Origin of the sequence: Roseburia intestinalis L1-82 (genome assembly GCF_900537995.1) — a bacterium.
Taxonomy (GTDB): domain Bacteria; phylum Bacillota; class Clostridia; order Lachnospirales; family Lachnospiraceae; genus Roseburia; species Roseburia intestinalis.
Genome location: NZ_LR027880.1, coordinates 2991456 through 3007166, shown reverse-complemented (window position 1 = coordinate 3007166; position 15711 = coordinate 2991456). Strand labels below are relative to the sequence as shown.

Annotated in this window: 14 protein-coding genes; 13 read left to right on the top strand and 1 reads right to left on the bottom strand. The window is 44.1% G+C overall.

Going from position 1 to position 15711, the window contains the following annotated elements; all coding sequences use genetic code 11:
* Nucleotides 1–21: 21 nt before the first annotated feature.
* The 12 genes from argC to holA all read left to right on the top strand — a co-directional run bounded on the left by argC (nt 22) and on the right by holA (nt 14011).
* Entirely contained in the window at nt 22–1077 is a 1056-nt protein-coding gene (gene argC / locus RIL182_RS14275; RefSeq protein WP_044999422.1) for an N-acetyl-gamma-glutamyl-phosphate reductase, read from the top strand.
* 152 nt (nt 1078–1229) lie between these two features.
* Nucleotides 1230–1691 (top strand): GNAT family N-acetyltransferase, encoded by a 462-nt coding sequence (locus RIL182_RS14270; protein WP_006858405.1) that lies wholly within the window; start codon nt 1230–1232, stop codon nt 1689–1691.
* Between the two features lie 123 nt (nt 1692–1814).
* Nucleotides 1815–3038: a bifunctional glutamate N-acetyltransferase/amino-acid acetyltransferase ArgJ gene (argJ, locus tag RIL182_RS14265; RefSeq protein WP_044999421.1), complete on the top strand. Its 1224-nt coding sequence runs from the start codon at nt 1815–1817 to the stop codon at nt 3036–3038.
* A gap of 125 nt (nt 3039–3163) precedes the next feature.
* The gene (gene argB, locus RIL182_RS14260; RefSeq protein WP_006858404.1) at nt 3164–4063 is read left to right on the top strand and encodes an acetylglutamate kinase; all 900 of its coding nucleotides are present in this window, start codon (nt 3164–3166) and stop codon (nt 4061–4063) included.
* On the top strand, nt 4056–5249 hold the full coding sequence (locus tag RIL182_RS14255) for an aspartate aminotransferase family protein (RefSeq protein ID WP_006858403.1): 1194 nt from the start codon (nt 4056–4058) through the stop codon (nt 5247–5249). Before argB ends, RIL182_RS14255 begins: the two co-directional genes overlap by 8 nt.
* Nucleotides 5250–5317: 68 nt before the next feature.
* Nucleotides 5318–6523, top strand: a complete 1206-nt coding sequence (locus tag RIL182_RS14250) for a type 2 periplasmic-binding domain-containing protein (RefSeq protein ID WP_006858420.1) — start codon at nt 5318–5320, stop codon at nt 6521–6523.
* Nucleotides 6524–6642: 119 nt separating this feature from the next.
* Nucleotides 6643–7284, top strand: coding sequence for a helix-hairpin-helix domain-containing protein (locus RIL182_RS14245; protein ID WP_015560308.1), 642 nt, complete (start codon nt 6643–6645; stop codon nt 7282–7284).
* 1 nt (nt 7285) lies between these two features.
* A complete protein-coding gene (locus tag RIL182_RS14240) occupies nt 7286–7978 on the top strand; it encodes a response regulator transcription factor (RefSeq protein ID WP_006858401.1) in 693 nt (230 codons plus the stop codon).
* Between the two features lie 12 nt (nt 7979–7990).
* Nucleotides 7991–9433, top strand: a complete 1443-nt coding sequence (locus RIL182_RS14235) for a sensor histidine kinase (RefSeq protein WP_015520268.1) — start codon at nt 7991–7993, stop codon at nt 9431–9433.
* 34 nt (nt 9434–9467) lie between these two features.
* The gene (locus tag RIL182_RS14230) at nt 9468–10415 is read left to right on the top strand and encodes a GerMN domain-containing protein (protein WP_242655614.1); all 948 of its coding nucleotides are present in this window, start codon (nt 9468–9470) and stop codon (nt 10413–10415) included.
* A 1-nt stretch (nt 10416) separates the two neighbouring features.
* Complete coding sequence (locus tag RIL182_RS14225; RefSeq protein ID WP_242655613.1) at nt 10417–12882, top strand: DNA internalization-related competence protein ComEC/Rec2; 2466 nt, start codon at nt 10417–10419, stop codon at nt 12880–12882.
* Between the two features lie 142 nt (nt 12883–13024).
* Nucleotides 13025–14011, top strand: coding sequence for a DNA polymerase III subunit delta (gene holA, locus RIL182_RS14220; RefSeq protein ID WP_022112070.1), 987 nt, complete (start codon nt 13025–13027; stop codon nt 14009–14011).
* A 216-nt stretch (nt 14012–14227) separates the two neighbouring features.
* Here holA and rpsT read toward each other — a convergent pair whose 3' ends face one another.
* Nucleotides 14228–14491 carry a 30S ribosomal protein S20 gene (gene rpsT, locus RIL182_RS14210; protein WP_022112069.1) on the bottom strand — a complete coding sequence of 88 codons (264 nt, stop codon included), beginning with the start codon at nt 14489–14491 and terminating at the stop codon, nt 14228–14230.
* A gap of 230 nt (nt 14492–14721) precedes the next feature.
* Between rpsT and gpr the strand changes: the two genes are divergently transcribed.
* A complete protein-coding gene (gene gpr, locus RIL182_RS14205) occupies nt 14722–15681 on the top strand; it encodes a GPR endopeptidase (RefSeq protein WP_006858398.1) in 960 nt (319 codons plus the stop codon).
* Nucleotides 15682–15711: the final 30 nt, after the last annotated feature.

Below are 15711 nucleotides of genomic sequence, written 5' to 3'. Positions count from 1 at the left end.
TGAGCGGAAAGGATGAGAAAAATGATAAAAGCAGGAATCATCGGTGCAACCGGATATGCAGGAAATGAACTGGTCCGTATTTTAATGGGACATAAAGAAGTGGAGATTAAATGGTATGGATCCCGCAGCTACATAGATAAAAAATATGCAGAAGTTTACCAGAATATGTTTGAGATCGTGGATGACGTATGCTTAGATGATAATATGGATGAGCTTGCAAGCCAGGTGGACGTGATCTTTACAGCAACCCCGCAGGGATTTTTGGCAGGTGTACTGACAGAGGATATATTAAATAAGGTAAAAATCATAGATTTAAGCGCTGATTTCAGAATCAAAGATGTTTCCGTCTATGAGAAATGGTACAAGATCGAGCACAAGAGTCCGCAGTTTATAGAGGAAGCTGTCTATGGTCTCTGCGAGATCAATCGTGATAAAGTAAAAGGAGCAAGACTTATCGCCAATCCGGGCTGCTATACGACCTGTTCCATTCTGACCGCTTATCCGCTGGTAAAAGAGGGGCTGATCGACCCGAATACGCTGATCATTGATGCAAAATCAGGAACTTCCGGTGCAGGGCGGGGTGCAAAGCTGCCGAACCTGTTCTGTGAGGTCAATGAAAATATGAAAGCGTACGGAGTGACAAATCACCGTCATACGCCAGAGATTGAGGAGCAGCTCGGTTATGCGGCAGGCAAAGAGATCGTTGTTAATTTTACCCCGCACCTTGTTCCGATGAATCGCGGTATCCTCGCAACCGAGTATGCAGCACTGGTAAAAAAAGCAGATGGCAGCCTTCCTTCTTATGAGGAAGTAAAGGCAGTCTATGATAAATATTATGGCAAAGAAAAATTTGTCCGTGTGCTGGAAAAAGATGTCTGCCCGGAGACAAAATGGGTAGAGGGCAGTAATTATGTAGATGTTAATTTTAAGATTGACGAGAGAACCGGACGTATCGTGATGATGGGCGCACTTGACAATCTGGTAAAAGGTGCAGCAGGACAGGCGGTACAGAACATGAACCTGTTATTCGGTTTTGATGAGACAGAGGGCTTAAATATGGTTCCGATGTTCCCGTAAGCATCATAGATAGATGCATAGTAATTAAAGATTACATAGTAATAAAGATTACATAGTAATAAAGATTACATAGTAATACACTGAATTATATTTTTAATAAGAGGTAAAAAGTAACTGGACGAAACAGTTATGCTGGAAAAGGAATCAAAGACATGGAAGAGAAAAAAGTAAACATCCGTGAGATGACAATGGAGGATTTTGAGGAGGTACATGCACTGTGGATGGGGATTCACGGGTTTGGAATCCGGAGTATTGATGATTCGAAAGAAGGTGTGGAACGCTTTATCAGACGAAATCCGACCACGAGTATGGTGGCGTGTGAAAACGACAGAATCATCGGTGCAATCCTGTGCGGTCATGACGGCAGACGCGGATGTTTATATCATGTCTGCGTTCATGAGGATTACAGAAAGCAGGGCATCGGACAGAAGATGGTGGAAGCGTGCCTTGCGGCTTTAAAGCGTGAACATGTCAACAAGGTCAATCTGATTGCATTTAAGAAAAATGACATCGGAAACCACTTCTGGCAGGGAATGGGATGGACGTTCCGCGAGGATGTCAATTATTATGAATATGTCACAAACGAAGAAAACCAGACCGTATTTAATCCGTAAAACACAGGAACAGACAGTGCGAAAAATACAATTTTTACATGAAGGATTTGAGTTACGCACAAACTTGAGATGCAAATGAAAATTTTGTTTACATTAGAAAGCAGTGCAGGAATGGAGGTTACAATGAAACAGATCAAAGGCGGCGTGACCGCAGCAAAAGGATTTAAGGCAGCAAGTACAGCAGCAGGAATCAAATATAAAGACAGAACAGATATGGCAATGATCTACAGTGAAGTACCATGTGCAGTGGCAGGAACATTTACCACAAACATTGTAAAAGCTGCCCCGGTCAAATGGGATCAGCATGTAGTATATGACAGTAAAAAGGCACAGGCAGTCATTGTCAATGCAGGTATTGCAAATGCATGTACCGGAGAAGAGGGGATGGGTTACTGCAAAGCAACTGCAGAAAAAGTAAACAAACTGCTTCAGATCCCAACCGATGAGGTGCTTGTGGCATCGACCGGAGTCATCGGTATGCAGCTTCCGATCGACCGCATCTGTGCGGGAGTTGAAACGATGGTCCCACAATTAAATGGCGATATCGAGAGCGGACATAATGCAGCACTTGCGATTATGACGACCGATACACATGAAAAAGAAGTAGCTGTTGAGATTGAGCTTTCCGGCAAAACCGTCACAATCGGCGGCATGTGCAAAGGTTCCGGCATGATCCATCCGAATATGTGTACCATGTTAAGTTTTGTGACAACCGATGCTGCAATTTCACAGGAGCTGCTGTTAGAGGCATTAAAAGCGGACGTGGAAGATACCTATAACATGATCTCCGTGGACGGCGATACCTCCACAAATGATACCTGTCTCCTGTTGGCAAACGGAATGGCAGAGAACACAAAAATTACTGAGAAAAATGCGGATTATGAGACCTTTACAAAGGCGCTCCGATTTGTCAATGAGACACTCGCAAAACAGATGGCAGGAGATGGAGAGGGAGCAACTGCGTTGTTTGAGGTAAAAGTAATCGGTGCCGAGACAAAAGAGCAGGCAAAGATCTTAAGCAAATCCGTCATCACATCAAGCCTCACCAAAGCAGCCATCTACGGACACGATGCAAACTGGGGCAGAATCCTCTGTGCCATGGGCTACTCCGGCGCACAGTTTGATCCGGAAAAAGTAGACTTATTCTTCGAGAGTGCTGCAGGAAAAATGCAGATCATCAAAGACGGAGTCGCCGTCGACTACAGCGAAGAAGAAGCAACCAAAATCTTATCCGAACCCGCAGTCACCGCCATCGCCGACATCAAAATGGGTGCTGCACAGGCTACCGCCTGGGGCTGCGACTTAACCTACGACTATGTAAAAATTAACGCCGATTACCGCTCATAGGCAGGCAGATATGAGGCCAACGCGAAACTCTTCAAAAAACTGGCGCTGCTGCGGCCACAGCAAACACAACCTGAATCAGAGTTTCGTACGGCAATATCAAGATTTTATAGAGGAGAACCAAACTAATGGAAGATAACAATATGAAGGAACTTTTGCAGAAAGCCGAAGTGCTCATCGAAGCACTTCCATACATACAGCGTTTCAACCGTAAGATCATTGTGGTAAAATATGGTGGAAGCGCCATGGTAGATGAAGAATTAAAAAAACACGTCATCCAGGATGTCACCCTGTTAAAACTGGTTGGATTCAAGCCGATCATCGTGCATGGCGGTGGCAAAGAAATCAGTAAATGGGTTGGCAAAGTCGGCATGGAGCCTGTATTTATCAATGGACTCCGCAAAACGGACGAGGCAACCATGGAGATCGCCGAGATGGTGTTAAATAAGGTCAATAAATCACTGGTGACACTGGTACAGGAGCTTGGCGTCAATGCAGTCGGCATCAGCGGAAAAGACGGTGGACTGTTAAAAGTAGAAAAGAAATACTCAAATGGTGAGGATATCGGTTTTGTCGGTGAGATCACAGAGGTAAATCCGCAGATTTTATATGATCTGCTGGAAAAAGATTTTCTCCCGATCATCTGCCCGGTAGGAATGGATGCAGAATACAACAGCTATAATATCAATGCCGATGATGCGGCATGTGCGATCGCAAAAGCGGTAAAAGCTGAAAAACTTGCATTTTTAACCGATATCGAGGGCGTTTACAAAGATCCGAAAGACAAAGATACACTGATCTCCGAGCTTCGTGTATCAGAGGCGAGAGAACTGATCGGGGACGGATTTATCGGCGGCGGCATGCTTCCGAAGTTAAACAACTGTATCGATGCGATCGAGAACGGTGTTTCAAGAGTACATATCTTAGACGGACGTATCGCACACTGCCTGCTTCTTGAAATCTTTACGAACCGCGGAATTGGAACTGCCATTTTAGGAGATAAGGAGACGAAGTTTTATCATGAATAAAGAAGGATATATCAATGAGGCGGAGGAAAATATCCTCCACACATACAATCGTTTTTCACTGGTATTAGACCACGGTGAGGGTGTTTATCTGTATGATACAGACGGAAAAGAATATCTGGATTTTGCGGCAGGCATCGCAGTGCAGGCATTTGGATACGGCAACAAAGAGTATGGGGATGCCTTAAAAGCACAGATCGATAAGATTATGCATACATCAAACCTGTATTATAATGTGCCAATCATCCATGCAGCAGAGCGTGTGAAAAAAGCGAGCGGGATGGATCGTGTGTTCTTTACCAACAGTGGTACAGAGGCAATCGAAGGTGCAATCAAGGCAGCAAAAAAATACGCTTACACGAGAGACGGACATGCAGGACATGAGATCATTGCAATGAATCATTCTTTCCATGGAAGAAGTATCGGAGCACTCTCCGTCACCGGAAATAAACATTATCAGGAACCGTTTGAACCGTTAATGCCGGGTGTGAAATTTGCAGACTACAATGACCTTGACAGCGTGAAAAAACGGATCACGGACAAGACATGCGCGATCCTGTTTGAGACAGTACAGGGCGAGGGCGGTATTTATCCGGCAACAAAAGAATTTATGGAAGGTGTCCGGAAACTCTGCGATGAGCATGATATTCTTCTGATCTTAGATGAGATCCAGTGCGGTATGGGACGGACCGGTGAGATGTTTGCATGGCAGCATTACGGTGTGAAACCGGATATCATGACAAGTGCAAAAGCGCTTGGCTGCGGTGTTCCGGTCGGAGCATTCCTGATGACCGAAAAGGTGGCAGAAAAATCTTTAAAACCGGGCGATCATGGAACGACTTACGGCGGAAACCCATTTGTCGGTGCTGCAGTTGATAAGGTGCTTGAGATGATGGAGCGCGACCACATCACAGACCATGTGAAAGAAATCACACCATATCTGGAAGAAAAATTAGATGAACTGGTAGCTTCCTACGATTTTCTGACAGCACGCAGGGGACTTGGACTGATGCAGGGTGTGGTATCCGAAAAGCCGGTCGGACAGATCGCTGCAAAGGCACTGGAGGAAGGACTGATTGTGATCACGGCAGGTTCAGACGTACTCCGTTTTGTACCACCGCTCATCATCGAGAAACAACATGTGGATGAGATGATCGGAAAACTGAAAAAAGCATTGGATCAGATGTAAGGAATCATAGACTGCACGCGGATGTGTGCAGTCTGTTGTCGTAAAACGAGGGATAGGAAAATGGGATTATGAAGAACATACAAAAGAGAAGTGTAATTGCAGCCATAGTGGTTTGCGCAGGAGCAGCCATTATGGCTGGTGTCGTTTCAAAACAGCCTGTAAAAGAGACGACATTTCCGTTGCAGGCAGAAGAACCGGGCACAGAAGGAAAACAGCCGGATGTGAAAACAGATGCATACGATCTGGCAGATACAGACCTGACCGTGTGGTATGAAGATCCATCTTATGAAGATTTTTTTGAATATGCAGCCAGACAGTATTTTGAACAGACGGGTGTGAAGGCAGCTTTCAAATGTCAGGATACTCTGGATTATATCGGGATGATTTACGACAATACCATGCAGGGAGAGGATTTTCCGGATGTTTATCTGTTAAATGGCGATGAGCTTGAGGAGGCATATTTATATGGTCTTGCCATGGAAAATGAGGATGGAGGATCTTATGAAGGGGCATCCCAAAAGTCAGTGAAAGCTTCCACCTATGAGGATAAAATGATTGGATATCCGCTCAGTTACGATGCAAATGTGTTTGTTTATCAGAACGGATATTTTGAAAACCAGCCGGAGTCACTGCAGGCGATCATTGATTATTCTAATGAGAATGAACCGGGAGAAAATGTGGAATACCTGTTAGAGTGGGATGTAAATGATGCATTTTACGATTTCCCGTTCGTTGGAAACAGTGTAACGTTTGAGAAAACGGCGCCGGAAACGATGAATGTGGCCTATGATGAAGATCTGTATCAGAAAGATCTTGAATACTTTGAAACCATTTTAGGATCATTTTCCTTAGACATCAATTCAGTCTCCATGGACAGCATTTTAGAACATTTTAAATCCGGAAAAACACTCTGTGCGTTTGTAAACACAGATTCCCTGCAAAAATTAGACGATATATCTTATTCTGTGATGGAGATCCCGGCACTGAATGAGGAACTTCCTTCTATCGGATGTGCATCTACGGATATGTTTGTTGTCAATGATTTTTCAAAAAATACGGATCAGGCAGCGGATTTTGCAGATTTTGTAACAGTGCGGCTTACAGACAGACTGCATGATATGAGTGGTCATTATTCGGTATTTTTATCACAGACTGCAGATGATGCGGAAAAAACCGCTTATCAGGCATACGAGGATGCCGTTTTACTGCCGGATTCCCAGGATGCAAAAGATTTCTGGGTAGGGTTAAAGGAAAAAATTGCCGAATATTTTTAAATTTTGTAAAAATAAATGAAATAAATTTTATACACTCTTGTAATAAATGAAAAATTTCGTTAAAATATAGAGAGTGGGCATTGAGGACTCCTTCTGGAATAATGAAGAAGGAGACGCTTATGACGAAAAAATTTATAAAAGTACTATGTTTTTCATGCATTTGCCTGTTGGCAGCTGCATGTGGAGAGAAAGAAAACGTCTATTTTCAATCGGAGACATCCGTGGCAGAAACGCAGCGGAGTGAGGCAGTACCTGAGACGGATGACACGCAGATATCGGAGGAGAACGGCATACAGACTGAAAAATGTTTTGTATATATCTGCGGGGCGGTAAATACACCGGGAGTTTATGAGGTCACGCAAAATGCGAGACTCTATGAGGTAATTGAGGCAGCCGGCGGTCTGACGGAGGATGCGGCAGAGGAGTCTGTCAATCAGGCGCGGGAGATCGTGGACGGAGAGATGGTACGCATTCTGACGCAGGAGGAAGCTGCTAAGGATGGTTTAGAAGAAGCAGGGGAACGAACGGAGACGGGAGTGGATGGCGAAACAGCCCAAGATTCAGATGGCAGAATAGATCTTAATCTGGCAACTGCAGCGGAGCTTATGACGCTTTCCGGAATCGGTCAGACCAAGGCGGACAGTATTATCCGTTACCGTGAGAAAAATGGTTCTTTTTCTTCTGTGGAGGAGATCAAGCAGGTAGAGGGGATCAAAGAGGGCGTTTATAATCGAATAAAAGATCATATAAAGGTGAAGTAAAATGGCAAAAAAGGTTCTTGTTGTAGATGATGAAAAGTTAATTGTAAAGGGAATCCGGTTCAGTCTTGAGCAGGACGGAATGGAAGTGGACTGCGCATATGACGGGGAGGAAGCATTAAAGATGGCAACGGAAAATGCCTATGACATGGTGCTTCTTGATATCATGCTTCCGAAGATGGATGGATTTGAGGTATGCCAGCATATCAGGGAGTTTTCGAATATGCCGATCGTCATGCTCACCGCAAAGGGAGATGACATGGATAAGATCTTAGGGTTAGAGTACGGTGCAGATGATTACATCACAAAACCGTTTAATATCCTTGAGGTAAAGGCAAGAATTAAAGCGATCATGCGGCGTACTGCGGCGAGCCAGCCGAAAAAAGAGGACAGCAAAGTCATAGAAGCAGGTGATCTGAAATTAGACTGTGAGAGCAGAAGACTCTTTATTTTAGGGAAAGAAGTGAATCTTACCGCGAAAGAGTTTGATCTGTTAGAGCTTCTTGTCAACAACCCGAACAAAGTCTACGGCAGGGAGAATCTTTTGAATCTTGTGTGGGGATACGAATATCCGGGAGATGTGCGTACGGTAGATGTTCATGTGCGGCGTCTGAGAGAAAAGATCGAGAGCAATCCGAGCGAGCCGAAGTATGTGCATACCAAATGGGGCGTTGGGTATTATTATTCTCAGAATTAGTAAGGTGCAGCCATGACAAAATTAAAAAAATTTACAGATTTTATGAACAGCCTGAGATTCAGGCTGGTTCTTTTACTTATTCTTATAGGCGTGATCCCATGTGTTCTTTTGCGGATCGGGATGCTCAATTCTTATGAAAACAGGGCTGTTTCACTTCGAACCAGCGAAATCTTAAGCCAGGCAAAGATTTTAGCGAATCAGATCGTGTCAAATGATTATCTGGAAAATTCCGGTTCTCCTACCATTAACGCACAGCTCGAGCAGCTTTCCACTATCTATGACGGGCGTGTCATGATCATCAGTGACACCTTTCAGGTAGTGAAAGATACTTATAAGCTTGATGAAAAAAAGACGATCATCTCAGAGGAAGTCATCAAAAGCTTTTACGGGGAGGAGATTACGAAATATGATTCAAAATATCGTTATATTGAGATGACAATACCACTTGTGCGCACGGATCAGGAAAATGAAAGCAGACAGGTGATAGGTGTCATGATGGTGAGCGTGTCAACGGACAGTATCAGCCTGAACCTGGATTATCTTGCAACGAACACGAGGATCATTGAACTGATCTGCATTTTTACAGTTATTTTCGCAAGCGTCATCATTGCAGGACAGATGGTAAGACCGTTTCATAAGATGTCAAAATCAATTGATGAGATCCAGACGGGTTATGGCGAGGATGCGCTTTCTGTCAATGATTATACAGAGACGAAGCTGATCAGTGAGAAATTTAATAAAATGCTTGGAAGAATGAAGGTGCTAGATGATTCCAGACAGGAGTTTGTGTCGAATGTGTCACATGAATTAAAAACACCACTTACTTCCATGAAGGTGCTGGCGGATTCCATCAACAGCATGGAGGATGCCCCGATCGAACTCTACAAAGAGTTTATGGGAGATATTGGCAATGAGGTGGACCGTGAGACGAAGATCATCAATGACCTGCTTTCATTAGTCAAGATGGACAAGGCAGCGGGAGATCTGAATATCACAAATATCAATATCAATGAACTGTTAGAGCAGATCTTAAAACGTCTGCGTCCGATCGCGGACAAGCAGAAAGTGGAGCTTGTGCTTGAAAGTTTCCGCCCGGTCAGCGCAGATGTTGACGAGGTAAAGATTACTCTGGCGTTTACCAATTTGATTGAAAATGCGATCAAATACAACAAGGAAGACGGCTGGGTACATGTTTCGCTGAATGCGGATCATCAATATTTTTACCTGAAAGTAGAAGATTCCGGAATCGGAATACCGGAAGATTCGTTAGGACATATTTATGAACGTTTTTACCGTGTGGACAAGTCACACTCCAGGGAGATCGGTGGAACCGGACTTGGTCTTGCCATCACGCGGAATGCAGTACTGATGCACCGTGGTGCGATCAAGGTGTTCAGTACAGAGGGAGAGGGAACGATCTTTAATGTTCGTATTCCGCTCAATTATATTTCATAACAGATTGGATCTATTGAAAATGAAAGGTCAGATTATGGATAAAAAAATCATTGTGCTGTTGTCAGGATGTATCCTGGCAGTCTTTTTGCTGGCTGGATGCGGAAATGATGAAGTGAGCAGCGAATATAATATCGAATATCTGAATAAGGACAAAACAAAGATCGTAGATGTTCCCTATGAGCCGGAGGCTTCGGATACGGATGGGATGATCAAAGAATTTTTAGCAAAGTTAAGCTCAGATTCTGACAATGTTGAGTACCGCAAACCGATACCAAACGGGGTGGAGGTTACCGATTATTCGCTTGACGGCGTGATGCTCTCGATCCATTTTGATGCGGATTACAGCAGTATGACGGAGGTTGAAGAAGTATTGTGCCGTGCTGCGGTGGTTCTTACCATGACACAGATTCCAGGGGTGGACTGTGTATCATTTTATGTGGCAGATGCACCGCTTACGGATATCAGGGGCAATATTGTCGGAAGCATGAATCAGGACAGTTTTATTGAGAATCCGGGAGAACAGATCAATTCAATCCAATGTACGACATTAAAACTTTATTTTGCAAATGAAACCGGTGACGGACTGGTGGAGGAGACAAGAAGCGATGTCTATTACAGCAGCAACGTGTCGATGGAAAAATTGATCATGGAACAGCTTTTGGAGGGACCGCAGACAGAGGGGGCAAAATCTGCGATTCCGGCGGGAACGAAACTGATCAATGTATCCGTGGTGGACGGTGTCTGCTATGTGAGTCTGGATGAAAACTTTAAAAATCAGGATTATCAGGTGAATGAGGCGGTTGTCATCTATTCAATCGTGGATTCCCTGACAGAATTGTCTACGATCAGTAAAGTACAGATCTCGGTCAATGGGGATACCAGTGGCACTTACCGTGATAATTTTAAATTGAGCGACATGTATGACAGAAATCTTGATTACGTCGTTTCATTGGAAGAGACAGGAGTAACAGAGGAGGAATAAATTGGGGAAAAGACCATTTCTTGAAATGGCAGCAGGGTTTATCTGCGGTATTTCCATTGCCGTGTATGGAAAGCCATGGACGCTTTGGCTTTTATTTTCTGGAATTCTGCTCTGGCCTGCAATCGTGACAGGACATGACAGAGGGATGCCGGAGAGTGACAGATATCCGGTTCGGAAACGGCGGTGGTGTATGGCGGTATGTTCTGTCGCAGCATTATTTTTGGGCTGGCATCACTGCGGGGTTGTGCAGGCGGAACAAAATCAATATCTGCCGTATTTGGAAGATGGGGAAGAGATCCTTTTAAAGGGGAAACTCACCGGCAAAGAGCAAAAAAACGAACAGTATTTATACAATCTATCATCCTGTCAGATCAGACAGGATTCTAAAATCAGTGAATGGCAGCGCATATCTGCAAGCATCATCATCTATGGTGAGTCCGACACCTGTTCTATCGGACAAACGCTTGTTTTACATGGAAAAATAAAATTATTTAACCGGGCACGCAATGAGGGAAACTTTGATCAGGCGGCTTATTATAAGGCGCGTGGGACCGCATTTGCCGTAAGTGATGTGGATGGAGTGTCTGCATACGGAAAAGCGAATCTTATTGCGGAGAAAATGTATCAATGGAAATATCATCTGGCAGGGTTGTATGAACAGGCACTTGGCGTGCGGGAGGGTGGAGTTTTAAGTACGATGCTGCTCGGAGAAAAAAATCTTCTGGATGCGGAGGTAAAACAGCTTTACCGCACTGCCGGGATCTCACATATTCTGGCGATATCGGGATTACATATCGCAGTGATCGGCATGACATTGTACCGATTGCTGCGAAAAGGGAACTTTGGTTTCTGGGGATCGGGAATTTTTGCGGCAGTGTTTATGATCTTATATGGCATGATGACCGGAATGGGATATTCGTCGTTCCGTGCGGTCAGTATGTTTTGCATTCTTCTGCTTGGGCAGGCGGTGGGGCGAAGTTATGATTCCCTAAATGCAATGGGTTTTACCGCACTGCTCATTTTATGGAAGCAGCCGTTTGCATTATATGATGCGGGATTTCAGCTTTCTTTTATTGCGGTGCTTGGTGTGGTATGGGCTGGAAAAATTGTGCAGAGCGCATACCAGGGGTATGCGGTGCTGCAAAAAATTGGTACAGGATTCGTGCTTCAGCTTGTGATACTGCCGGTTACGGCATGGTATTTTTATGAAATCCCGGTATATGCGATGCTGCTGAATCTGCTTGTGCTGCCGTTTGTTGGAATTGTACTGGCGTCCGGAATTGCCGGGGGTCTGCTGGGGTGTGCGGTGATGCCGCAGGCAGTACTCGTGCATATCGTATTGCTGCCGTGCCATGTGATTTTAAGCGGTTATGAAAAAATTTGTACGATCGCATCGGGTCTGCCTCATGCGTTGCTGATTACCGGAAAACCATCCGCAGTAAAAATTACCGTATACTATCTGCTGCTTGCCGTGGGACTTTTTTTGCTTTCTCATGTGACAAAGCGCCAGAAAGAAATGCAGCAGATGACAGAAGAAAACGGAAGGCAAAAGAGAAGAAAGAGTTACCGTGGAATGGAGTGGAGTTTGTTTGCCTGTGGGTTGGGACTGCTTGTTTTTTTGTTTACACCAGTTTCACAAGGGATGAAACTTACTGTGCTTGATGTCGGACAGGGAGACGGGATTTATCTGCATACAGACAGCGGCTATGATATTTTTATAGATGGTGGCAGTACAAATGTGCAGAGTGTGGGAAAGTACCGTATCCTGCCGTATTTAAAGTCAAACGGTGTGAATGAGATCGATTACTGGTTTGTTTCCCATACGGATCTGGATCATATCTCAGGTCTGTTGGAGATTTTCGATGAGGGATACCGGATCAGGAATCTGGTGCTCTTCCGGGGGATGATGCGGGATGAGAGCTATGAGAAACTGGTCTCACTGGCAAAAGAACATGGAACAGAAATCTGTATGATGAGCCGGAAAGATACACTTTTTTCTGGAAGCGCAAAGATAACAGCTATTTCGCCGGAGTACCATGTGGGAGATGAACAGAGAAGTGAAATAAGTACTGATAAGAATGGGGAATCACTGGTATTATTGTATGAGGAAAAAGGTTTTTCAGCATTATTTACCGGAGATATCGGGGAGGAGCAGGAAAAACAGATCCTAAAATGGGGTGGAATCAATGACATAGATTTTTACAAGGCGGCGCACCATGGTTCAAAATATTCAAACACAAAAAGTTTTCTGGATGCGGTTTCGCCACGGATTTCGGTCATTTCCTGCGCAGAAAAGAATCGATACGGACATCCGGGCAGAGCGGCGGTTGAAAATATCCGGGATACGGGGAGTGCACTGTTTTACACGATGGAGGGTGGACAGATCACAGTGACCCGGTTAAAGAAAAATAAGCTGGCAGTACAAAAATTTTTACTTCCGGACAAGCGGTTTGTATTTGTCAGGTAATGTATGCTATACTGTGGTATGCAGCTTAGTACAAAGCTGCGTAGTGCAGCGCTGCGTAATTCGATGTAGCGAAAATGCAGCGAAGTGTAATGCAATATCAGTGCTTTGTATCTGGATAAGTGATAAAAAGGAATCAGATAAAATGAAAACGATCGATGATGATATCAGAAGCGGAAATTTCAAACAGATCTACCTGCTGTATGGAACGGAAGCATATTTAAAAAAGCAGTATAAAGACAAATTGAAAAATGCAATGGCAGCGCCGGATGACAACATGAATTTTACGACGTTTGAGGGAAAGAATATCAATCCGAAAGAAGTGATTGATCTTGCCGAAACACTGCCTTTTTTTGCAGACCGGAGAGTGATATTGATCGAGGACAGCGGATTTTTTAAAAGTTCCTGTGAGGATCTTGCTGAATATCTCACGCAGGTGGCACCGGCGACACATTTTATTTTTGTGGAAGAGGAAGTGGACAAGCGTTCGAAGATGTATAAAACGGTCAAGAATAATGGGAAGATCGTAGAGTTTTCAGCACAGAGCGAGGAACTTTTGACGCGCTGGATCTTGACCAGATTAAAAAAAGAAGGAAAAAACATCACCGGATCCGTGATGCAGCTTTTTTTAAGCAGGACAGGAACGGATATGGGAAATATTGACAGGGAGTTAGAAAAGCTGATCTGTTATGCCTTAGACCGGGATGTGATCACAGCGGAAGATGTGATGGCAGTCACGACGGAACAGACGACCAATAAGATATTTGAGATGGTCAATGCAATCGCCGAGCATAACCAGCGGAAGGCACTGGATCTGTATTATGATCTTCTGACATTAAAAGAACCTCCGATGCGCATTATGTTTCTGATTACCAGACAGTTTCAGATCCTTTTAAATGTGCGTGATATGGCAGGGCGTGGAATGGACAATCAGTCGATTGCCAAAAATGCGGGAATCCCGCCGTTTGCGGTAAAACGGAATATTTCACAGGCAAAAGGATTTACAATGGCGCAGTTAAAGAGGGCGCTTTATGATGGAGCTGACTTAGAGGAGTCCGTAAAAACAGGACGCATGAATGATCAGATGGCGGTAGAGCTTTTTATTATGAAGTACAGCCGGTCAGAAAAATAACATAAAAAGAATTCTGTTTCACAGGATTCCCCGCCTGCGGCGGGTCGCTTTGCGACATAATTCATCTCCGACGCAGTGCGATCCCGCCCGGAGGGCTTTTTGATTCATAGGACGTAAATTCCTATGAATCAAAAAAACACCAGTATGACGGTACTGGTGTTTTTATTATGCGGCTGGGTTAAGGCCGCATATATGTTTTTATCTATGTTTCAAAAATTAAGCTAAACCGTTAACAAGTTTTGTTAAACGGGAAACTTTTCTGGCAGAATTGTTCTTGTGGTAAATTCCTTTAGAAGAAGCGCTCTCGATAGTTGAGATAGCAACTGTTAAAGCAGCTTTTGCAGCCTCTTTATCGTTTGCAGCTACTGCAGCCTCAACTTTTTTAATAGAAGTTTTCACTTCGCTTCTGATCGCTTTGTTTCTAGCAGCTCTTGTCTCTGTTACTAAAATTCTTTTTTTTGCAGATTTAATGTTAGCCAATCCGTACACCTCCAATTTGTAATCGTTATTGTTCATGATTGTTACATTAAAGCCGGACACGGACAGTTCAATGTAAACATACTGGTATATTATAGGGCAGGTTTTTGTGGTTGTCAAGTGTAAAACAGTAAAATAATGAGAAATTATGGATAATTTTTTTTCAGACCAGAAATAATATAGGCAAAGATAACAGATGTCGGAGCAGGGCATTGGAATATGGGGGAAAATTTATGTATCAGATACGAACGGATTTAGCGCTTGAAACGCAGGAAAAAATGCAGGAAGATCATGTTGATCTGAAGGGAGTCCGTTTCTTAGAAGAGAAAGTTGACAAAAATATCACAGTCAGCACAGTGGTCATTGAGACGGAAAACGGTGCAAAGACGATGGGAAAACCCAAGGGAACCTATATAACGATCGAGGCGGGAAATATGGATGAGGAGGATGAAGACTATCACAGAGAGATATCCGTACAGCTTGCGAAGATCATCCGTCAGTTGATCCAGGAAAAAAATGAGGAGCTGTCGGTGCTGGTCGTTGGACTTGGAAACCGTGAAGTTACGCCGGATGCACTAGGCCCGCGTGTGGTGGACAATCTTTTTATCACAAGACACATTGTAAAAGAGTATGGAAAGTATGCTTTCGGAGAAAAAAATGTGAACCGGATCAGCAGTATTGTCCCGGGAGTTATGGCGCAGACGGGAATGGAAAGTCTTGAGATCATTCATGGAATCATCGATGAGACAAAACCTGATCTGGTCATTGTCATTGATGCGTTGGCGGCGCGCAGCACCAAGCGGTTAAACCGGACGATTCAGGTCACGGATACCGGGATCAATCCGGGCAGCGGGGTTGGAAACCATAGACACGGACTGAATAAAAAAAGCCTTGGGATTCCCGTGATATCAATCGGGATACCGACAGTTGTGGATGCTGCAACGATCGTCAATGACACAATGTTTAACCTGATCGCTGCGATGAGCCAGAGCAAGGCATTTGATATGCTTGGGGATTCGTTAAAAGAGTTAAACGATGGAGAAAAATATGAACTGATCCGGGAACTTCTCTCACCGAATTTAAATGCGATGTTTGTGACGCCAAAAGATATTGATGAGTCGGTCAAAAGATTAAGCTACACGATCTCGGAAGGCATCAATATTGCATTTATGGGGGAAGGACTGCCGGCATAATAGACAGGCGGGATTATAGTAAAATAAGAC